This window comes from Flavobacterium xizangense (assembly GCF_054075145.1).
The window spans coordinates 276636-298039 of sequence record NZ_JBSIPG010000004.1; the positions used below are offsets into that span (position 1 = coordinate 276636).

A 21404-nucleotide genomic window follows, 5' to 3' on the forward strand; every position below is an offset into this window, starting at 1 on the left:
AATAGTATCCAGAACCCTAATTGGGTTGATTCTACTTTTGTTGGCAGTTGCTATCACATTGTCTTTGCCTGTCGTGCAAACAAAAATTGCAAGATACGCAACAGATTCTCTACGAGAAGATTTTAAAGCTAATATCACCGTAGGAAAGGTTGCTATCAATATTTTTGGTGGTGTAAAATTAAAAGATGTTTTAATTTTAGACCATCATAAAAAAGTAATGATCGCTTCGGATATTATTACCACTGATATTTTGAGTTTCAAAAAATTGATGGATGGTGATTTGATCTTTGGTGATCTTCGTTTAACCGGTTTGATCTTTAATTTGAAAACGTACAAAAATGAAGACGAAAACAATATCAACAAGTTTGTAAAATTGTTTGAAACCGGAAAACCTTCAAAATCAAAAAAACATTTTTTGCTTACTGCACGAAATGCATACATTTCAAATGGATTCTTTTCTGTTGTTGATGAAAATAAAAAAACACCAAAATTCCTTGAATTTACAAAGCTGAATGCCTATATCAGCGAATTCAAATTATATGGGCCAGATGTAAATACAAACATTCATAGATTTTCATTTCAGGATCATCGTGGATTGTATGTTTCTAATTTTGCCGGGAAATTTAGTTATACCAAAAAACAAATTAGAGTTGAAAATCTGGCCATTAAAACTAAAAGATCTTCTATTTATGGTTATGCTATTTTAAATTATAAAGTTGAAGATTTTCTTCATTTCACGGACAAAGTTCGATTTGATGTTGCGATTGATTCGGCTTCGATTGCGTCAAATGATATTCGTTATTTCTACGATGGATTGGGAAGAAACCAGCATTTTAAAGTCCGCACAAAACTAAACGGGCCTTTGAATAATTTAAATCTGCGCCGCTTGAGATTGAGCGATACCAATGGTTCAAGAATTGTCGGAAATATTAATTTCAAGAATCTTTTGGGTGATAAAATGCAAAAGTTTTCAATGGAAGGTAAGTTTGATAAACTGATTTCCAGCTATGATAATCTTGTTGTTTTGTTGCCAAATGTACTTGGAAAAAAACTTCCAATAGAACTTAAGCGAATAGGAAAAGTGAATATTGTTGGTAAAGCAAAAGTTTCAACGACTGATTTGGAAGCCAAATTCAAAATGGTGACGGATTTAGGAAATGGTGAAGCCGATATTCATATGAATAATATGGACTTTATTGATAAAGCATCTTATTCGGGCAATATTATTTTGGATAATTTTAATATTGGTGCATTTTTAGGCAGAAAAGATATTGGTAAAACAACTTTAAATGTAGATGTTGATGGTGTTGGCTTTACGGAGAAATATTTGAATACGATTATAAAAGGTGATATTGCAAAATTAGATTACAATAAATACACCTATAATAATATAACGGTTGATGGGAATTTCAAGTTGCCTTATTATAAAGGTGAAGTTACTGTAAATGATCCAAACTTGAATTTGACTTTTGACGGTTTAGTGGATTTAAGTAAAAGAGAAAATAGATATGATTTCCATATTAATGTAGAAAATGCCGATTTGCGAAAATTAAGATTTGTGTCGGATTCTATCTCGCATTTCAATGGAGATGCCGTTGTTCAGGTTTCTGGAAATTCAATCGAAAATCTACAGGGAAATATTTTTATTAAAGATGCCGTATATAAAAATCCAAAAAACACATATGCTTTTGATGATGTAACAATCAATTCTAGTTTTGATGCTGATAAACTACGTACTATAACAGTTAATTCAACAGATGTTGTAAACGGAAAAATTGTTGGGAAATTCCGTTTTGATCAATTGGATAAATTAGTAATGAATTCAGTGGGAAGTTTGTATACCAATTATAAACCTTATAAAGTTCGAAAAGGACAATTCCTGCGTTTCAACTTTCATGTTTATGATAAAGTTGTCGAAATGCTTTATCCGGATGTGAATATTGATTCTTCAACAGTTGTTCGTGGTAAAATTGATGCTGATTTGCAGGAATTTAAATTTAGATTTAAATCTCAGAAAATAACCGCAGCTAAAAACACATTTGACAATATCAGAATTAATATTGATAATAAAAACACACTTTATAATGCGTATGTTGAGTTAGATAGTATCAAAACGCCCTATTATAAAATACGTGATTTCAATTTGATCAACGTCACATCAAAAGATACATTATTTGTTCGTTCAGAGTTTAAAGGAGGCGATAAAGGTCAGGATTATTTCAATTTGGATTTGTTTCATACTATCGATAAAAACAAAAATAATATCGTAGGGATTAAAAAATCTGAAATGAAGTTCAAAGACTATATATGGTATTTGAATGAAGATGCAGAGAAGGATAATCAGATTATTATAGATCAATATTTTAAAAATTTCAATTTTAATAATATTGTCTTATCGCACGAAAATCAGAAAATTGATTTAAACGGAGTTATTAAAGGAATAGATTATAAAGATCTCGTCCTCAACTTTGAAGATGTCGATATAAATAAAATTACGCCATTTAATTCCAAGTTTGTCTTTAATGGAAATTTGAATGGAAGCGTAAATTATAAACAGAATAAGAATATTTATCAGCCGACAGCTTCGATCAAAATTGATCATCTTAATTTGAATAAAACCGAATTAGGAACGTTGAATTTTGATATTTCGGGAGATGAAAGTTTTAAAAAATTCACAATAAATTCTTCAATTCAGAATGGATTTACCGAATCCTTTAAAGCAAGCGGAACTTTTGCCATTGAAAATAAAGAAACATTTTTAGATTTAAATCTAAAGCTCGAAGGATTTAATCTGGCGACTTTAGGAACGGTTGGTGTTGATGTTATTTCCAATGTGCGTGGCTCGGTTTCAGGAAATGCTTCTGTTGTTGGGAATCTTAAAAAACCTGAAATTAACGGAAGGTTGTATGTTGAAAAAGCCGGAATGACAATTCCGTATTTAAATACAGATTATGAATTGAGCGATCGTACTGTAATTGATTTGACGGATGAGAAGTTCTTATTTAGAAATAATCAGTTAACCGATACGAAATACAAAACAAAAGGATTGCTGAACGGTACAATTGAGCACCATAATTTTGGTGACTGGAAACTGGATTTAACAGTTACTTCAAAAAGATTATTAGCACTTGATACTAAAGATAGTGAAGACGCGGCCTACTTTGGAACTGCATTCATTAACGGAACTGCGAGTATAAAGGGGCCAACAGAAGGTTTATTTATTAAAGTAGATGCCAAATCTGAAAAGGGAACAGAAATTAAGATTCCGATTAGTAATGCGCAAAGCGTTGCCGAAAGCAGCTGGATACATTTTGTAACGCCAAAGGAAAAATACAATTTAGCCAATGGAATTGTCGAAAAAACGAGAAATTACAACGGACTTGAATTGGAATTTGATTTTGATATTACGCCCGATGCCGAGGTTGAAGTAATCTTGGACCGAAATTCCGGACATGGTATGAAAGGTAAAGGTTATGGGTCCTTGTTGTTTAAAATCAATACGCTGGGTAAATTTAATATGTGGGGGGATTTCCAGGCATACGAAGGAACTTATAATTTCAAATATGGCGGTTTGATTGATAAAAAATTCGCTGTTAAAAAAGGAGGATCTATCATTTGGGAAGGGAACCCAATGAAAGCGCAATTGAATCTGGAAGCGGTGTATAAAACATCAGCAAATCCAGCAGTATTATTAGAGAATTCGTCTTTCAATAAAAAAGTACCTGTCGAAGTTGTTATCGGATTAAGAGGAGATTTAACGAGTCCTGACCCTAATTTCGATATTCAGTTTCCATCCGTAAGTAGTGTTTTAAAGTCGGAAATACAATACAAGCTGGACGATAAAGACGTTCGTCAGACACAGGCTTTATATTTGCTTTCGACAGGTTCGTTTATGAGTCCGGATGGATTTAATCAAAGTGACTTGTCAGGAACATTTGCAGAAACCGCAGCAAGTTTATTAGGTGGTATTATCAAATCTGATAATGATAAAGTGAATATTGATTTGAATTTTATTTCTGCAGATAAAAGAATCGGTCAAGAAGCCGATGGTCAGTTTGTGGCTAATATATCATCGCAGATTAATGAAAAAATTTCCATCAATGGAAAAGTCGGAGTTCCGGTAGGAGGAGTCAATGAATCGGCTATCGTTGGAGATATTGAAATCCTTTATCGAGTTAATGAAGATGGTTCAATGAATCTTAGGTTGTTTAACAAAGAAAACGACATTAATTATATAGGACAGGGAATTGGTTATACACAAGGTGTCGGTATTTCGTATGAAGTTGATTTTGATACATTTAGTGAACTTGTAAACAAGCTTTTTAAAAGCCATAAATTAGAACGTACAATAAAAGGTTCTTCAGATGATGTTCAGGATTCGTATTTAAATCCTGATTATATCAATTTTACCAATAAAAAGGATACTGATAAGAATAAAAAGAAACCTGAGAAAAAAGAAGAGGAGAAGAAACCTCCACCCGTGAACAATAATCAAGGATTAATTCCTGACAACGATGATTTTTAAGATACTGTTAAAAAAAGCCATTATTCTCGTAATGGTTTTTTTTATGCTTAAATTTAAAGATTTAAACATTTTTTTTTCAAATGAAGTCGCGTTGCAATTTTATAACACTTCATTTATGTATTGTTAATTTTATGGATTTAATTAAAATAAGCGCCTTTTATTATTTTAAATGAATTTTTTGCTACCAAAAAACTTATTAACGAAAACGTTTGAATTTAACATATTTTATTAATTTATGATAAACATAGCCTGAAAAGTGACTAATGTTTGCTAATTTTACAACTTAATACTTAAATAATGCCAAAAACAATAAAAAAAGTTGGTGTTCTTACTTCGGGAGGAGACTCACCAGGAATGAATGCTGCAATACGATCAGTTGTTCGAACATGCGCTTATCATAATATAGAATGCATAGGAATTTATAGAGGGTATCAAGGAATGATCGAAGGTGATTTTAAAGAAATGGGCCCTCGAAGCGTAAATAATATTGTCAACAAAGGTGGAACGATCTTGAAATCGGCTCGTTCAGTTGAGTTTAGAACCCCAGAAGGTAGAAAAAAAGCTCATGATAACCTTTTGAAAGCTGGAGTTGATGCTCTAGTGGTTATTGGAGGAGACGGAAGTTTTACCGGAGGTTTAATCTTTAATTCAGAGTACAATTTTCCTGTAATCGGAATTCCGGGTACTATTGATAATGATATCTATGGTACAAGTCATACATTAGGATATGACACAGCTTTAAATACTGTTGTTGATTCTATTGATAAAATCAGAGATACAGCAAGTTCACATAACCGTTTGTTTTTTGTGGAGGTTATGGGTAGAGATGCTGGGCATATTGCACTTAATGCCGGAATTGGAGCAGGTGCTGAAGAAATCCTTATTCCTGAAGAAGACTTAGGTTTAGACAGATTGCTAGACTCACTTCAAAAAAGTAAAGCTTCAGGAAAATCATCAAGTATAGTAGTTATTGCAGAAGGCGATAAAATTGGTAAAAATGTATTCGAATTAAAAGATTACGTTGAAGCTAATTTGCCTGAATATGACGTACGAGTTTCTGTTTTAGGACATATGCAGCGTGGTGGTTCGCCATCTTGTTTTGACCGTGTTTTGGCAAGCCGCTTAGGTGTAAAAGCTGTAGAATCTTTATTGGAAGGAAAATCAAACTATATGGTTGGACTAAAAGAGGACAAAGTTGTTTTGACCCCGCTTGAACAGGCAATTAAAGGAAAATCAGAAATTGATAGAGAATTGTTAAGAGTGTCAGACATCATGTCGACCTAATAAATAAAAGTTTAAAAAGGAAAGAAAGTTTATTGTGAGGAAATTAGACTTTTAAATTAGTGTAATAAAAACAAAAGCAAAAAATTTAGTAAAATGTCAAAAGTAAAATTAGGAATAAACGGATTTGGACGTATCGGAAGAATCGTTTTTAGAGAGTCTTTCAATAGAGATAATGTAGAAGTTGTAGCAATCAATGATTTATTAGATGTAGATCACTTGGCTTACTTATTAAAATATGATTCAGTTCACGGTCGTTTTAACGGAACTGTTGAAGTTAAAGAAGGAAAATTATATGTAAACGGAAGAAATATCCGTATTACAGCTGAGAGAAATCCAGCTGACTTAAAATGGAACGAAGTTGATGTTGATGTAGTTGCTGAATGTACTGGTATCTTCACAACTATCGAAACTGCAAGCGAGCACTTAAAAGGAGGAGCTAAAAAAGTTATCATTTCTGCTCCATCTGCTGATGCTCCGATGTTTGTAATGGGAGTAAACCACGAAACTGCTAAAGCTTCTGACTTAGTTGTTTCTAACGCTTCTTGTACTACAAACTGTTTAGCTCCATTAGCGAAAGTTATCAATGATAATTTCGGAATTGTGGAAGGTTTGATGACTACTGTTCACGCAACAACTTCAACTCAAATGACAGCTGACGGACCTTCTAGAAAAGACTGGAGAGGTGGACGTGCTGCTGCAATCAATATCATTCCTTCTTCAACAGGTGCTGCAAAAGCGGTTGGAAAAGTAATCCCATCTTTGAATGGTAAATTAACAGGTATGGCTTTCCGTGTTCCTACTGCTGACGTTTCTACAGTAGATTTAACTGTGAAATTGGCTAAAGAAACTTCTTACGAAGAAATCATGGCTGTATTGAAAAAAGCTTCTGAAAACGAATTAAAAGGTATCTTAGGATATACTGAAGATGCAGTTGTTTCTCAAGATTTCATTTCTGACAAAAGAACATCTATTGTTGATGCGACTGCAGGAATTGGTTTGAATTCAACTTTCTTCAAATTAGTATCTTGGTACGATAACGAGTACGGATACTCAAGCAAATTGATCGATTTATCTGTGCATATCGCAGGTTTAAAATAATATTATATATTTGTGCAAAATCCCGTTATCTCCAAATAACGGGATTTTCTTATTTTGTTACGTCTTTAATTAATGTAAAAAATACACTTTTTATTTAAATGAAGAAAAACTAACTCAAAAAACAAAAAAATAAAATGAAATTAATAGTTGATAGTGGATCTACTAAGGCAGATTGGATTGCAATTGATGATAATGGAAAAGTATTATTCACGACACAAACTTTAGGTTTGAACCCTGAAATTCTTGATGGTCCAGAAATTATCGAAAGATTAAACGACCGTTTTGATATTTTGCAAAACAAAAAAAACGCTTCACATTTGTTCTTCTATGGAGCAGGATGCGGAACAGACAGAATGAAAGAATGGTTGAAACAAATCTTTCAGGAGTATTTCTCTAACGCCATCGTAGATGTGCAGGAAGATACTTATGCGGCTGTGTACGCAACAACTCCTAAAGGCGAAGAAGCTATTGTTTCGATCCTTGGAACAGGATCTAATTGCAGTTATTTTGATGGAAAAGTATTGCATCAAAAAGTACAGTCGTTAGGATATATCGTAATGGATGACTGCAGTGGAAACGTTTTTGGGAAAGAATTAATCAGAAAGTATTATTTTAATAAAATGCCTAAAGAATTAGCAGTTGAACTTGAAAAAGAGTATGACGTTGATCCTGATTTTATTAAAAATAAATTATACAAGGAACCAAATCCAAATGCTTATTTAGCAACTTATGCAAAGTTTTTAATTAAACATAAAGACACTGAATTCTGTAAAAAAATTATTTTTAAAGGAATGAAATCTTTCGTTAAAAACTACATTAAGCAGTTTGATAACTGTAAAGAAGTTCCTGTACATTTCGTAGGTTCTATAGCATTTTACTTAAAAGATGAATTACAAGAAACTTTCGATAAATATGAACTTAAATTAGGAAACGTTTTAAGAAGACCTATTGACGGTTTGATTGCTTACCATGTTGCTAATCAATAGTTCTGGATTTATGGAGATTGCAATTATTGCTCATGACGGAAAAAAAGCCGATTTAATTGATTTTTTAATCAAAAATGAAGCTGTTTTGCACAATGAAAAAATAAGACTTATTGGTACTGGAACTACTGGAGGAAAAGCTGAAGCCGCCGGATTTAAGACGCAGAGAATGCTTTCTGGACCGTTAGGTGGTGATGCGCAAATTGCCGGAAGAGTTGCAGAAGGAATAACTAAGATGGTTTTCTTTTTTAAAGACCCTTTGTCAAGTCATCCGCACGAAGCTGATATTAATATGCTTATTCGCGTTTGTGATGTGCATAATGTGCCGCTGGCAACAAATGAAGCAACGGCACAACTATTATTAGATGCTATTGCACAGCAATTATAGAAATTTCTACATTAACATTTTTTGGCAAACAAGCCACTTGAACCGTTTCACGAGCTGGAGCGGTTTTTTCGTTAAAATAAGAACCGTAAATGGTGTTTATTGCACCAAAATTGTTCATGTCCATAATGAAAATAGTTGCTTTAACAACATTTTCAAAAGTCATATCTGCAGCTTCTAAAATTGCTGCAATATTCTCCATAACTTGTTTTGTTTCGTCGTTGATATTATCGGTTACAAGTTCTCCTGAAGCTGGATTAATCGCAATTTGCCCAGAAGCATAAAGTGTGTTTCCTGATAAAACAGCCTGATTATACGGACCGATTGGAGCCGGAGCTTTTTCGGTAAAGATGATTTTTTTCATAATGAAAGTATTTTGATTCGAAAATTGTTTATCGATTTGAAACGCTTCGTTTGTTCCATTTGATGTCGCTTAGCATACCAGATTTAATTCCGATAAAGAAATTCCAGTTCGAATTTGTTCCTAATGGTTGCCAGTTAAAAGCCATTCTCCAGCTTAATAAATCTCTTTCAAAACGGAATTGAGTAAAAGTAATCCCTTTTTGTACAAAGTCATATCCTGTAGAAACCCCGCCTTTCCATTTGGGCGTAATATCGGTATTGATAGAAATCATTATGGAGTTTCCGCTTATTTTGTTTTCTCTGTTTACATTTGAGTATGTTAATGAATAAGCCATTGTCATATCCCACGGAATTTTTGCATTGAAAAATTCTGATATAACATCTTTGTCATCATCTTTTTCATTGGCAAACTGACTGTTTCTGCTATCGGTTAAGTCGGTATTGGTTCCAAATAAATCATCATTACGACCTCCGTTCCGCTGGCTCTGTGTATTCGTTTTTTCTTTGTCTCCGCCTTTATTAGAAAACGAATAGTTTAGAGTAACATTGGCACTTGTCATCCTAAATAAACTTCCTCCGTTATCAATATTATATTTGTCAATTCTTGTTCCTGAATTGTCAATTGCGTAAGGATCTAAAGTAGCACCAAAATTCATGTTCAATTTATTGTCAAAAAACTGTGTCCCACCTGATACAAGTACAGGCTGCCAGGCAAGAACTTGTTTTCCGTCGGCATTAAAATTGTAACTTGTGCTGAAGTTTAAGTTGTTTAACAACATTATTTTTTTCGGCTCCGTTTTTGTGCTGTCACGGTCTCTTACTTTTGCTTCAAAGGTATTGCTTAAAGCAAAGCCTACAATATTTGAGTTTTCTTTTCCTGGAGCGCCATAAACGCCGTTTTCAAAACGTGTATATTCAGTTGTAATTCGGCCAGAAGCATCTACAGCATAAGTATCGTAGTATTTTTCAAAACTTGGCGTGTATGCGTATGTAATAGACGGACGCATAACGTGACGAATCGATTGAATCTTTTTGTCTGAACCAAAATTGAATGTTCCGTAAATTGTTGTTCCTAAATTTGAACTGAAATTGTAAGTTCTAAAAGCATCAAAACCATTTACTTGTGTGTCTACAACTTTGCTTTGCTCTGCGTCGTAGCTTCGGCTGATGGTCTTAGTTACCCATGTTTCCTGATAATTGGTTGACATTCCGGCACTAAAATATTTGAATAATTTAAAGTTAGTGCTTAATGGAATTGTATGTTGCATTCCAATTTGAGCATCTCTAAACATTTGCGGTTTAAAGAATAAGGAATCAGTAGTTACAAAGCTGTTTTTTCCACTTAAGTTGTATTGTAAATTGATGTTTTTTATAAAACCTTTTTTCACTCCGTCTTTTCCAACAAAAGGATAAATACGGTCAATACTTGCCTGAAGTGATGGCAAAGTCATGTTAATGACTTCGGTTTGTGTATTTTGTGAGTGTGTAGCTGTTAAGGCTATTCTGGCTTGTGGAATAGTATTAAAAGTTTTATTCCATGAAATAGATGAACTTAATGTATTATTCAGATTGGAGCCAATATTTGCCTGATTGATCGATTGCTTAAAATACTTACTACTACCCATGTTCACCGATGCAGAAAAGGTTGAATTTGGATTGGATTTAGTATCTTTTGAGTGCGACCACTGAATGTTGTAGATTTTTTGCTTCGAATAATCCGGATAGCCCCGTTCGCTGCTGATTAAATTCTCAAAACGCACATTGATATTTCCTCTGTATTTATACCTCGTGGCATACGCCGATTCAAAACGTAAGGCATAACTTCCATTGGTGTAATAATCTCCTAAAACAGTCAAGTCATAATTATCGCTTAAAGCAAAATAATACCCCCCGTTTTGAAGGGAGAAACCTCTTGTGTTTGAGTCGTTATAACTTGGTAATATAATTCCTGAAACACTTTTTTCTTGGCTCATTGGGAAATAAGCAAACGGCAAAGCTAGTGGAGTAGGAACATCTGCGATAACCATATTAGTTAAGCCGGTTACTACCTTTTTTCCGGGAACAAATTTAACTTTATTGGTTTGGAAGTAATATTCTGGATTGTCTACATCTGTTGATGTGGTGAAACGTGCGCCTCTTAAAAAGTAAACCGAATCGTTTTCTTTTTTAGTAACCGCAGCTTTAATTTTAAATTCACCTTGCTCTGTTCTCGAATTAAAAATTAAGGCTTTTTTAGTTTTGAAATTAAAACGGATCGAATCTGGTTGCACTTCATTTGATCCTTGTTTGAAGTTTGGATACTGAATTAAAACTCCGGCTGAATCTTTTATTCTTCCAGCATAAACTTCATCTTTTCCATAATCCAAAACAATGATTCCAGATTTTAATTCTACATCTTTATAGTAGAGTTCGGCTTCATTATATAAGGTAAGCTGTTTCTTTTTTTTGTCAATTGTGGCATAATCTTTTGCCTTGTATTTTACTTTTCCATCAAGAAAAGTCTTAGCAGGCTTGATACTGTCAATTTTTACAGTATCAACTTTTGTAGCTACAGATTGATCTTTTTGTTTTGCTGCATCAGTTTTTACAGTTGAACCTTTATCTGTTTGTTTTACAGTTGGTAACGGTTTTTTTTGGCTTTTTATATCTTGTGAATATACTTTACCACATCCTAGTGTTAGGAGAAATGATATTAAAACGATATTAAATAAGTTTGTGTGCAAAGGTTTAAATGCTATTTTTGTAAAAGTATGGCTTGTTTTTTGACATGTCAAAACTACATATAATTTTTTGGCAAAAATAATCAATTGCGAAAATTATAACAGTTGCAAATTATTAAAATTAACTTTTAGATTTATGAATATATTTAACAAAACTAGGCTATTATTTAGTTTTTTTCTAACTATAATTTCGTTTTGTGCTTACAGTCAGGCAAATGTTTTTAAAGTAACACTTGATGCCGGACATGGTGATCATGACTTTGGAGCTGTTTACAGTGGCCGAATAGAAAAAAATATTGCCTTGGCGATTGTGCTAAAAGTTGGGAAAATATTAGAAGCAAGTCCAAATGTGGATGTGATTTATACGCGTAAAACGGATGTTTTCATCGATTTGGTTGAAAGAGCTAACATAGCAAACAGAGCTAATTCTAATATTTTCGTATCAATTCACTGTAATGCTAATAAAAATACAGCAGCTGATGGAACAGAAACGTATGTAATGGGTTTGAGTAAAGTAGCATCAAATCTTGAGGCGGCAAAAAAGGAGAACTCGGTAATTACATTAGAAAAAGATTATAAGCGTAAATATGAAGGCTACGACCCAAATTCACCAGAATCAATGATTGGAATGACTTTAATGCAGGAAGAATATTTGGATAACAGTATTTCGTTGGCAACTAAAATTGAAGATAATTTTGATCGACTTGGAAAGAAATTAAGACAAGGTGGTGTGAAACAAGCACCGTTTATGGTACTTCATAAAGCATATATGCCAAGAGTTTTAGTGGAAACAGGTTTCGTTTCAAACCCTACAGAAGGAAATATTCTGAATTCAGAAGAAGGGCAAAATGATATTGCAAAAGCGATTGCAGATGCTATTTTGAGTTATAAAAGTGAATATTTTGGTTCTGGAATTCCTGAAATGTCAGATGTCAGACCGGCGAAAGATACATCAACTTCAAAAAAAGCTAAACCTGCTGAACCATCTGTAGCGGCAAAAAATGCAGTAAAAGGAACTTTTTATAAAGTGCAGCTTATTGCTAGTATCAAAAAGACCACATTAGAACCTAAAAATTTTAAAGGTCTAAAAAATGTAACTATGCTTTATGAAAATAATGTTTATAAATATTTCTATCAGGAAACTTCAGATTATGAAGCAGCGAAGAAATTTTTGCAAGAAGCTAAGAGTAAAGGGTATGGCGCTGCATTTTTGACCGCAACTAAAGATGGAGAAAAAATCAGTATTCAAGACGCTACTAAATAATAGTCACAAGTTCGAATATTTATATTAATTTTGTACAAACACTTAGAATTTTGAAACTAACAAGAGAAATTAAAACGGCTATTTTAGTCATCGCGTCAATTTTATTATTTATTTGGGGCTACAGTTTTTTAAAAGGCAGAGATCTTTTTACAAATTACAAAACATTATTTGTTGAGTATGATAATGTCGAAGATTTGGCACCATCAGCACCAGTTACCATAAACGGACTTGCAATTGGTAAAGTAAATAAAATTACACTCAATGAAACAACAGGAAAATTATTAGTAGAGCTTCAGCTTAAAACTGATTTTCCAATTTCTAAAACAAGTACAGCAGCTTTGTATTCTCCAAGTTTGATTGGCGGAAAACAAATTAAAATTGTGCCAAATTTAACTGATAAAGATCCAGCAGCAGAAGGTCAGACATTGAATGGAACTGTTGAGCTTGGTTTGACGGAATCTTTAGGAGGAAAACTTGAACCGATTCAGGCTAAATTAGACAAAATGCTTGTGAATATTGATAATCTGGTTACTGGATTAAACAATACTTTAGATAAAAATACACAAGAAAATTTAAAGAAAACAATTGCTGAATTAAGCCAGACAATGGAGCAGTTTCATAAAGCTTCTGGAACTCTTAACTCTATCCTGGATACTAATAAAGGTCAGATTAATGGTGTTGTGACAAATTTCAATAAAATGTCAAGCAACTTTAATAAAATATCCGACTCATTAAACAAAGCCGATTTAGGAAAAACAGTACGAAGCTTAAATCAGACTTTAGCTAAAGTAGATGGCTTGATGACGAATTTAAATTCAGGAAAAGGTACAGCAGGTAAATTATTAAATGACGATGCATTATATAATAATTTAGCCAAAACTTCAAAAGAATTAGAATTACTGTTGCAAGACGTACGTCTTTACCCAACGCGATACGTAAATGTTTCGCTTTTTGGAAAGAAAAACAAACCTTACGTAGCACCAACAGAACAAACAAACTCAACTGACAAAAAATAAATATAAATGAGTTATTTAGATAATATTTTATTTGCCATACTTCTTATAGTTGGTTTTGGTTTTTTTACAGCGAGCGTAAAAAAAATCATCCGCAACATTAATTTGGGAGTTGATGTAGATCGAAAAGATAATCCTAAAGCTCGTTGGAAAAACATGGCATTGATTGCCCTTGGACAATCAAAAATGGTGAGACGCCCTGTTGCCGGAATACTCCATATTTTTGTATATGTTGGTTTCGTAATTATTAATATTGAATTGCTTGAAATTATTATTGATGGGCTTTTTGGTACGCACAGAATTTTTGCTCCTTATTTAGGAGTTGTTTATGACGTTCTTATTGCCTCATTCGAAATTTTGGCTATACTGGTTATTATTGCAGTTGTCACTTTTTGGATCAGAAGAAATGTAATTCGATTAAAGCGTTTTATAAGTAATGATTTGAACGGATTTCCAAAGAGTGATGCAAATTATATTTTGTATTTCGAAACCGTTTTAATGATTTTGTTTTTATTAATGAATGCCTCTGATTTGCATTTGCAGAATGTTCCAGGCGGATATTCTCATTTTCACAAAGCAGGAAGTTATCCAATAAGCCAATTTATAGCACCAATTTTTAATGGTACATCTAATGAATTAGTTGGACTTTTATTTGAGGTATTTTGGTGGCTTCACATCGTTGGTATTTTAGTTTTTATGAACTATTTGTACTTCTCAAAACATTTGCATATTCTTTTGGCATTCCCAAATACTTATTTTGCAAACTTGAAACCAGAAGGTCAGTTTGATAATTTAGAATCGGTTACAAAAGAAGTGAAGTTGATGATGGATCCGAATGCTGATCCGTTTGCAGCAGCTCCAGTTGATGAAAATGCTACTCCGGCTAAATTTGGAGCAAGCGACGTTCAGGATTTGAACTGGGTACAGCTTTTAAATGCTTATACTTGTACAGAGTGCGGACGTTGTACTTCATCTTGTCCTGCAAATCAAACAGGGAAAAAATTGTCTCCTCGTAAAATTATGATGGATACAAGAGATCGTTTGACAGAAGTTGGAAAAAATATTGATGCAAATAAAGGCGTTTTTGTTCCAGACAATAAAACGTTATTAAACGATTATATTACACCAGAAGAATTATGGGCTTGTACATCATGTAATGCCTGTGTGGAAGAATGCCCGGTTAATATTAGTCCGCTTTCTATTATTATGGATATGCGTCGTTATTTAGTGATGGAGCAAAGTGCTGCACCAATGTCGCTAAATGCAATGATGACCAATATTGAAAACAATGGTGCGCCATGGCAATACAGCCAGCAAGACCGTTTGAATTGGAAAAACGAGAATTAAAAAAGTTTAATTGGTTATTTGTGTAACCGTTTAATCGATTTGAATAAGATATTTATGGTTTTTAGTAGTGTTATCGCAACGAGTGCGATTAATCAAAATAAACGATTAACCGACTTAACAAAAAAAGAAGATGTCAGAAAGTTTAGTAGTGCCAACAATGGCTGAAATGCTAGCCCAAGGAACACAGCCAGAAGTTTTATTTTGGGTTGGTTGCGCAGGAAGTTTTGATGATAGAGCAAAAAAAATTACAAAAGCATTTGTACGTATTTTGAATCGTACTAATGTTTCATTTGCGGTATTAGGTACAGAAGAGAGTTGTACTGGAGATCCTGCAAAACGTGCTGGAAACGAATTTTTGTTTCAGATGCAAGCCATGATGAATATCGAGGTATTAAATACATACGAAGCAAAAAAGATTGTTACGGCTTGTCCGCATTGTTTTAATACTTTGAAAAATGAATATCCTGAGTTAGGTGGAAACTATGAAGTTATTCATCATACGGAATTTTTAAAGTCATTAATTGATGATGGAAGATTGACTGTTGAAGGCGGTCAGTTTAAAGGAAAGAAAATAACTTTTCATGATCCTTGTTATTTAGGAAGAGCGAATAAAGTTTATGAAGCGCCAAGAGATTTAATTCAGAAATTAGATGTTGAATTAGTTGAAATGAAGCGTTCAAAAGCAAACGGTTTGTGCTGTGGAGCTGGAGGAGCACAAATGTTTAAAGATGCTGAACCAGGGAATAAAGAAGTGAATGTTTTGCGCACTGAAGATGCATTGGAAACTAAACCAGATATTATTGCTGCAGGCTGTCCTTTCTGTAACACAATGTTGACAGATGGAATTAAACATGCACATAAGGAAGGTGAGGTAAAAGTAATGGACGTTGCAGAGTTAATTGCAAATGCGCAGGATTTGTAAAAAAAGATGCTAAGGTTCTAAATTGCTATCCCGATAGCTATCGGGACTAAGTTTTTCAACCTGAAACCTGAAACAAAACAAACAAATAAACAAAATTTATAATGTATATACCTTTTGAAAATTTACCTGGTGAGTCTAGAGTTTGGATTTACCAATCGAACAGAAAATTTTCTGAGGAAGAGTTTTCTGAAATTGAGACCGATTTGAAAGCTTTTGTTGAGCAATGGGCGGCGCACGGAACAAGTCTTGAGGCTTCTTTTTTGTTGAAGTATAATCGTTTCATTATTTTAGCTGTGAATCAGGATGTGCAGGCGGCAACGGGATGTTCTATTGATAGTTCTGTTGAATTTATTCAGGGTTTGGAGAAAAAGTATAATGTTGATTTATTGGATAAAATGAACGTTACTTTTAAGCTTGGAGAGCATATTGCCCACAAACCATTAATTGATTTTAAAAAGATGGTTAAAGATAAATCAGTTTCTGAGAACACAATCGTTTTTAATAATCTTGTAAACAATATCGAAGAATTTAATGAGTCTTGGGAAGTTCCTGCAGCCGATAGCTGGCATAGCAGATTTTTCTAAAATAAATTTATAAAATATTTGAAAGGCATGAAATTTTGATTTTATGCCTTTTTTTGTTTTTGTAATTTCATGTTTCAGGTTGTTTTAGTGTAACTGAGACAATGTTTTTAGTTTGTGTGGCTTTTGAAAACTATGACTTCTAATCTAGCCCCGATGGGAGCGGCATCCTTTTATGGTCTCGTTTCTTTAACGAGACCATAAAAGATATAGCGGACAGCGGGACTGGACTTTCTTATGAAAATGGATTTTTCTGCTCCTTATGAATTATAACCGTCTAGTACTCTGGTGAATCTAAGATTTACAAAAATCTAACAAACGAAACGGTCAATTAAACGCTATTTTTGAGTATTTTCGTAGAATTAAATTTAATACATGAAAATAGCAATAGTTTGTTATCCAACATTTGGCGGTAGTGGGGTAGTAGCCACTGAGTTAGGTCTCGAATTAGCCAGACGCGGACACGAAATACATTTTATAACTTATAGTCAGCCCGTGAGGTTGGCACTTTTGAATCCGAATGTTCATTATCACGAAGTAAACGTTCCTGAATATCCTCTTTTTCATTATCAGCCTTATGAGCTGGCTTTGTCTAGCAAATTGGTTGATATGGTGAAATTATACAAAATTGAGGTTCTTCATGTGCATTATGCTATTCCGCACGCTTATGCGGGTTATATGGCAAAGCAAATGCTGAAAAATGAAGGTATCAATTTGCCAATGATTACTACGCTTCACGGAACTGATATTACTTTGGTTGGAAATCATCCTTTTTATAAACCTGCGGTGACTTTTAGTATTAACAAATCAGATTATGTGACTTCGGTTTCTCAGAGTTTGAAAGATGATACTTTGAAATTGTTTAAGATCAAGAATAAAATTAAGGTGATTCCGAATTTTATCGAATTGGATAAAGTGGTAAAGGATCCAGATGCGCCATGTCATCGTTATGTAATGGCAAAGGAAAATGAGCGTATTATAACACACATCAGTAACTTTAGAAAGGTAAAACGAATTCCGGATATTATTAAGATTTTTTATAATATCCAGAAAGAAATGCCTGCCAAACTGATGATGGTGGGTGATGGTCCTGAAAAAGAAAAAGCAGAGGTTTTATGTATGGAGCTGGGAATTTACGATAAAGTGATTTTCTTTGGAAACAGTAATGAAATTGATAAAATTTTATGCATGACCGATTTGTTTTTGCTTCCTTCAGAAACAGAAAGTTTTGGTTTAGCTGCTTTGGAAGCTATGGCACTTGGAGTTCCGGTAATTTCCAGTAATTCAGGTGGTTTGCCTGAAGTGAATTTTGATGGTGTTTCAGGTTATTTGAGTAATGTTGGAAATGTTGATGAAATGGCTGCAAATGCAATTAAGATTTTAAAAGATGATGCAACGCTGAAAGAATTTAAAAAGAATGCACTGGAAGTTGCTAAGAAATTTGATATTAAAAATATACTTCCAAAATATGAAGCGTTATATCAAAAAGCAATTGACGATTATAAAGAGTAAAACATCAATTTAATAATTTAATGCATGAAAAAGATAATTTCAGTTTTAATGGTTTTTGTTTTGTTCTCGTGTGGAGCAAAAAAAACTTCGAATTCAACGGCGTTATATGAGGTTTTGACGGAACAGTCAGATGGCGGCGGCAATATCAAGTTTTTTGAAATTTTGACTGAACCTAACGAAATTAAAATGCTTGAAAATGACCCGCTTTTAGCTAGTAAGATGAAACAGACTGATATTAGCAATTCGAACTATATTATTTTAAATATGGGGGAGAAAAGCACAAGTGGTTATTCTATTGGCGTTGAGAAAGTAGAAGAAACTGACAAAAATATTATCATTACGGTGAAGGAAAACAGTCCAGCGCCAGATGCTATGGTAATGCAGGTTATTTCATATCCTTATACTGTGGTAAAAGTGCACTCTAAGAAAGAAATTATTATTAAGTAATTAGTTCTTAATAATTAGTAAAAAGTTATTGAGCAAATGTCAAGCTGAGTGAAGTTGAAGCTCTTTGGTTGTTCATTAAGCCCTTCTCCCGAGGCTTCGGGATCGGTCAGGAAGACATGATAAAACAAAAAAAACCTGTCGTAATTAAAGCGACAGGTTTTCTTTTACAATTATTTTTTAATTTAATTTTAGAATTTGAATTTGATCCCTAAACCAACATCAAATCCAAAGTTGTCATCGTCATAATATCCAGAACCAATCTCTGGTCTTGCATCTAATGATAAAAGAATTGGCACTTCTTTAAAGCCATATTCTATTCCGATATCTCCTGCTGCAAAAACATACGTTCCGCTGTCATTATATTTTGTGTTTCCATTGTAATAATCGTGATCCCAAGCAGCGATTCCACCACCAACACCAGCGTACCAGTTAAAACCTCCGTCTATATTCCAAACCCATTGATAAAGTGCTACACCTTTGATAGCGTCAACATCACTGCTGTTTCTCCAGCCTAAATCAAATTCAAGTCTGTTTTTTTGATTTAATCCTCTTTGATAAGATACTTCTCCTCCAAAACCGTTATTGTCTCCTAGACGCAAACCTAGCGCATTTTTGGCAATGTCTTGTGAATGAGCCGTAAATGCTAAACCTAATAGCATAATGGCTGATAAAATGATTTTTTTCATAAAAATGATTCAATTAATTTTTTTCAAATGTATAATTACAACTACCTATACAACGTATAAGATTTTTGAAAATTGTTATATAATTTACATTTTTATGAAAACTGAATTTTGTAAATCAGTTGTAAAGTCTGTTAAATATTACCTTTTTTTAATTTACTGGCTTGTTTTTCAACTATTGAAGTCAGTAATTGAGAAGTAAGATTATCTTCCATTTCAAATAAATTTTCTTCTTCAGTAAAATTGTTTTTTTCGTAAGTGTATAGTTTCCAGCGTTTTTTATGATATTCTAAAGCTGTCAGATTTTCAACCCAATCACCAGAATTTAAATATAAAGTAGATCCGTGCTTGTTTTCTATGGTTGCTATTTTTGGTTCATGAATATGACCGCAGATAACGTAGTCGTATTTTTTTTCAATAGCCAAATCGGTTGCCGTGGTTTCAAAGTCTGAAATGAATTTTACAGCTTTTTTTACGCTGGCTTTTATTTTTTTTGAGAATGAATAAGGTTCTCTTCCTAGTTTTGTCAGACACCAGTTTGCGAAACGATTTGTAAGGATCAAATAATCGTAACCTAATCCGCCTAATTTTGCAATCCATTTGGAGTGTTGTACCGAAGCATCAAAAACGTCGCCGTGAAAAATCCACGCTTTTTTGCCATCTAATTCCAAAACTAATTTATCAACTAAAGAAAAATTTCCCATATTCATATCACTAAATTTCCGAAGAATTTCGTCATGGTTTCCAGTGATATAATAAACTTTTGTTCCTTTAGAAGCCATTCCGATTATTCGTTGAATAACTCTTAAATGCGCTTTCGGAAAGTACGATTTTCGAAATTGCCAAGCATCAATAATATCTCCGTTTAAAACTAATGTTTTAGGTTTAATACTTGATAAATAGTTGTTTAATTCCTTGGCATGACTTCCGTAAGTTCCCAAATGGACATCAGAAATAATGACCAGTTCGACATTTCTTTTTTTCAATTTTCCGTGATTTGAAGTTTAGCAAATAAAAGAAACAAACGCTGGATTTATTTTATCAAAAGGTTATCAATTTGAGATCAATTTTAATAAATTATGATTTTTAAACGGCTTAACCTTTATTTAATAATCACAATTTTATATTTTTTAATTTAATTCATAAAACTTACATTTGCTAAAACAATTAACATGGCAGGAAATAGCTACGGCACATTATATAGAGTTACAACATTTGGTGAATCACACGGCGAGGCTTTAGGCGGTATTATTGATGGATGTCCATCAGGAATTAAGCTTGATTTTGAAGCAATCGAAGTGGAAATGTCTCGAAGAAAGCCGGGGCAATCTGCAATTGTAACGCAAAGAAAAGAACCAGATGCAGTTCAGTTTTTATCTGGAATCTTTGAAGGAAAAACTACCGGAACTCCAATAGGTTTTATTATTCCAAATACCAATCAAAAATCGGATGACTATTCACATATAAAAGATAATTACAGGCCAAGCCATGCAGATTATGTATATGATCAAAAGTATGGTTTTCGTGATTACCGCGGCGGTGGAAGAAGCTCAGCTCGTGAAACGGCGAGCAGAGTAGTGGCAGGTGCAATCGCAAAACAGATGTTGCCAGAGATTAAGATTAATGCTTATGTTTCTTCAGTAGGGCCAATTCATTTAAATACTCCTTATCAAGATTTAGATTTTTCGAAAATAGAAAGCAATCCAGTGCGTTGTCCTGATGAAAAATCAGCTGCGATTATGGAGGAATATATTCGTGATATCCGTAAGCAGGGCGATACTGTTGGAGGTGTTGTTTCGTGTGTAATTCAGAATGTACCAGTTGGTCTTGGCGAACCGGTTTTTGATAAATTGCATGCCGAATTAGGAAAAGCAATGCTTTCGATAAATGCTGTAAAAGGTTTTGAATACGGCAGCGGATTTTCAGGCTCTGAAATGAAAGGTAGCGAGCACAACGATTTGTACAATCCGGACGGAACTACAAAAACGAATCTTTCTGGAGGAATTCAGGGAGGAATCAGTAACGGAATGGATATTTACTTTAGAGTAGCTTTCAAACCTGTTGCAACTATTATGCAGACACAAGATTCATTAGATAATAAAGGAAATATTAAACCAATGACAGGAAAAGGCCGTCATGATCCATGTGTAGTACCTCGTGCGGTGCCAATTGTTGAAGCAATGGCCGCAATTGTTTTGGCTGATTTTTATTTAATCAACAAAACATATTAATAAAAGTTAAGGCAGTGAGGGTCTTAATATTTTAATTTAAAACAAA

The 21404-nt window shown here is 33.5% G+C and carries 17 protein-coding genes; 13 read left to right on the forward strand and 4 right to left on the reverse strand.

Annotated elements, in window-relative coordinates; all coding sequences use genetic code 11:
- Nucleotides 1-25 precede the first annotated feature (25 nt).
- The 5 genes from ACWA1B_RS12990 to ACWA1B_RS13010 all read left to right on the forward strand — a co-directional run bounded on the left by ACWA1B_RS12990 (nucleotide 26) and on the right by ACWA1B_RS13010 (nucleotide 8278).
- Nucleotides 26-4525, forward strand: coding sequence for a translocation/assembly module TamB domain-containing protein (locus ACWA1B_RS12990; RefSeq protein ID WP_456907520.1), 4500 nt, complete (start codon nucleotides 26-28; stop codon nucleotides 4523-4525).
- A 297-nt stretch (nucleotides 4526-4822) separates the two neighbouring features.
- Nucleotides 4823-5809: a 6-phosphofructokinase gene (pfkA, locus tag ACWA1B_RS12995; protein WP_456907522.1), complete on the forward strand. Its 987-nt coding sequence runs from the start codon at nucleotides 4823-4825 to the stop codon at nucleotides 5807-5809.
- 93 nt (nucleotides 5810-5902) lie between these two features.
- Entirely contained in the window at nucleotides 5903-6907 is a 1005-nt protein-coding gene (gap, locus tag ACWA1B_RS13000; protein ID WP_026730156.1) for a type I glyceraldehyde-3-phosphate dehydrogenase, read from the forward strand.
- Between the two features lie 134 nt (nucleotides 6908-7041).
- Entirely contained in the window at nucleotides 7042-7893 is an 852-nt protein-coding gene (locus ACWA1B_RS13005) for an N-acetylglucosamine kinase (RefSeq protein WP_456907525.1), read from the forward strand.
- A gap of 10 nt (nucleotides 7894-7903) precedes the next feature.
- Entirely contained in the window at nucleotides 7904-8278 is a 375-nt protein-coding gene (locus ACWA1B_RS13010; protein WP_111379227.1) for a methylglyoxal synthase, read from the forward strand.
- Here ACWA1B_RS13010 and ACWA1B_RS13015 read toward each other — a convergent pair.
- Together ACWA1B_RS13015 and ACWA1B_RS13020 are read right to left on the reverse strand one after the other, a co-directional pair.
- Nucleotides 8259-8639, reverse strand: coding sequence for a RidA family protein (locus ACWA1B_RS13015; RefSeq protein WP_056202992.1), 381 nt, complete (start codon nucleotides 8637-8639; stop codon nucleotides 8259-8261). The genes ACWA1B_RS13010 and ACWA1B_RS13015 overlap by 20 nt on opposite strands.
- Before the next feature lie 28 nt (nucleotides 8640-8667).
- Nucleotides 8668-11412, reverse strand: a complete 2745-nt coding sequence (locus ACWA1B_RS13020) for a putative LPS assembly protein LptD (RefSeq protein WP_456907527.1) — start codon at nucleotides 11410-11412, stop codon at nucleotides 8668-8670.
- Between the two features lie 82 nt (nucleotides 11413-11494).
- On the opposite strand from ACWA1B_RS13020, the gene ACWA1B_RS13025 reads away from it, so the two are divergent.
- From ACWA1B_RS13025 to ACWA1B_RS13055, 7 genes are all read left to right on the forward strand, one after another.
- Entirely contained in the window at nucleotides 11495-12622 is a 1128-nt protein-coding gene (locus ACWA1B_RS13025; protein WP_456907529.1) for an N-acetylmuramoyl-L-alanine amidase family protein, read from the forward strand.
- A 50-nt stretch (nucleotides 12623-12672) separates the two neighbouring features.
- Nucleotides 12673-13638, forward strand: a complete 966-nt coding sequence (locus ACWA1B_RS13030; protein WP_035646970.1) for an MlaD family protein — start codon at nucleotides 12673-12675, stop codon at nucleotides 13636-13638.
- 6 nt (nucleotides 13639-13644) lie between these two features.
- Nucleotides 13645-14982, forward strand: a complete 1338-nt coding sequence (locus tag ACWA1B_RS13035) for a 4Fe-4S dicluster domain-containing protein (protein ID WP_035646969.1) — start codon at nucleotides 13645-13647, stop codon at nucleotides 14980-14982.
- 130 nt (nucleotides 14983-15112) lie between these two features.
- Entirely contained in the window at nucleotides 15113-15904 is a 792-nt protein-coding gene (locus tag ACWA1B_RS13040) for a (Fe-S)-binding protein (RefSeq protein ID WP_456907532.1), read from the forward strand.
- 101 nt (nucleotides 15905-16005) lie between these two features.
- Nucleotides 16006-16488, forward strand: a complete 483-nt coding sequence (locus tag ACWA1B_RS13045) for a hypothetical protein (RefSeq protein ID WP_035646965.1) — start codon at nucleotides 16006-16008, stop codon at nucleotides 16486-16488.
- A 372-nt stretch (nucleotides 16489-16860) separates the two neighbouring features.
- Nucleotides 16861-17997 (forward strand): N-acetyl-alpha-D-glucosaminyl L-malate synthase BshA, encoded by a 1137-nt coding sequence (bshA, locus tag ACWA1B_RS13050; RefSeq protein ID WP_456907535.1) that lies wholly within the window; start codon nucleotides 16861-16863, stop codon nucleotides 17995-17997.
- Between the two features lie 24 nt (nucleotides 17998-18021).
- On the forward strand, nucleotides 18022-18444 hold the full coding sequence (locus ACWA1B_RS13055) for a protease complex subunit PrcB family protein (RefSeq protein WP_456907537.1): 423 nt from the start codon (nucleotides 18022-18024) through the stop codon (nucleotides 18442-18444).
- 188 nt (nucleotides 18445-18632) lie between these two features.
- On the opposite strand, the gene ACWA1B_RS13060 is transcribed toward ACWA1B_RS13055, so the two are convergent.
- Both ACWA1B_RS13060 and ACWA1B_RS13065 read right to left on the reverse strand, forming a co-directional pair.
- Nucleotides 18633-19130 (reverse strand): hypothetical protein, encoded by a 498-nt coding sequence (locus tag ACWA1B_RS13060; protein ID WP_456907539.1) that lies wholly within the window; start codon nucleotides 19128-19130, stop codon nucleotides 18633-18635.
- A 131-nt stretch (nucleotides 19131-19261) separates the two neighbouring features.
- On the reverse strand, nucleotides 19262-20113 hold the full coding sequence (locus tag ACWA1B_RS13065) for a UDP-2,3-diacylglucosamine diphosphatase (RefSeq protein WP_456907541.1): 852 nt from the start codon (nucleotides 20111-20113) through the stop codon (nucleotides 19262-19264).
- 186 nt (nucleotides 20114-20299) lie between these two features.
- On the opposite strand from ACWA1B_RS13065, the gene aroC reads away from it, so the two are divergent.
- Nucleotides 20300-21358 carry a chorismate synthase gene (aroC, locus tag ACWA1B_RS13070; RefSeq protein ID WP_456907543.1) on the forward strand — a complete coding sequence of 353 codons (1059 nt, stop codon included), beginning with the start codon at nucleotides 20300-20302 and terminating at the stop codon, nucleotides 21356-21358.
- Nucleotides 21359-21404 lie beyond the last annotated feature (46 nt).

Coding starts and splice junctions, on each gene's coding strand:
- pfkA (WP_456907522.1), top strand. CDS start 4,823: ATGCCAAAAACAATAAAAAAAGTTGGTGTTCTTACTTCGGGAGGAGAC.
- gap (WP_026730156.1), top strand. CDS start 5,903: ATGTCAAAAGTAAAATTAGGAATAAACGGATTTGGACGTATCGGAAGA.
- ACWA1B_RS13005 (WP_456907525.1), top strand. CDS start 7,042: ATGAAATTAATAGTTGATAGTGGATCTACTAAGGCAGATTGGATTGCA.
- ACWA1B_RS13010 (WP_111379227.1), top strand. CDS start 7,904: ATGGAGATTGCAATTATTGCTCATGACGGAAAAAAAGCCGATTTAATT.
- ACWA1B_RS13015 (WP_056202992.1), bottom strand. CDS start 8,639: ATGAAAAAAATCATCTTTACCGAAAAAGCTCCGGCTCCAATCGGTCCG.
- ACWA1B_RS13025 (WP_456907529.1), top strand. CDS start 11,495: ATGAATATATTTAACAAAACTAGGCTATTATTTAGTTTTTTTCTAACT.
- ACWA1B_RS13035 (WP_035646969.1), top strand. CDS start 13,645: ATGAGTTATTTAGATAATATTTTATTTGCCATACTTCTTATAGTTGGT.
- ACWA1B_RS13040 (WP_456907532.1), top strand. CDS start 15,113: ATGTCAGAAAGTTTAGTAGTGCCAACAATGGCTGAAATGCTAGCCCAA.
- ACWA1B_RS13045 (WP_035646965.1), top strand. CDS start 16,006: ATGTATATACCTTTTGAAAATTTACCTGGTGAGTCTAGAGTTTGGATT.
- bshA (WP_456907535.1), top strand. CDS start 16,861: ATGAAAATAGCAATAGTTTGTTATCCAACATTTGGCGGTAGTGGGGTA.
- ACWA1B_RS13055 (WP_456907537.1), top strand. CDS start 18,022: ATGAAAAAGATAATTTCAGTTTTAATGGTTTTTGTTTTGTTCTCGTGT.
- ACWA1B_RS13060 (WP_456907539.1), bottom strand. CDS start 19,130: ATGAAAAAAATCATTTTATCAGCCATTATGCTATTAGGTTTAGCATTT.
- aroC (WP_456907543.1), top strand. CDS start 20,300: ATGGCAGGAAATAGCTACGGCACATTATATAGAGTTACAACATTTGGT.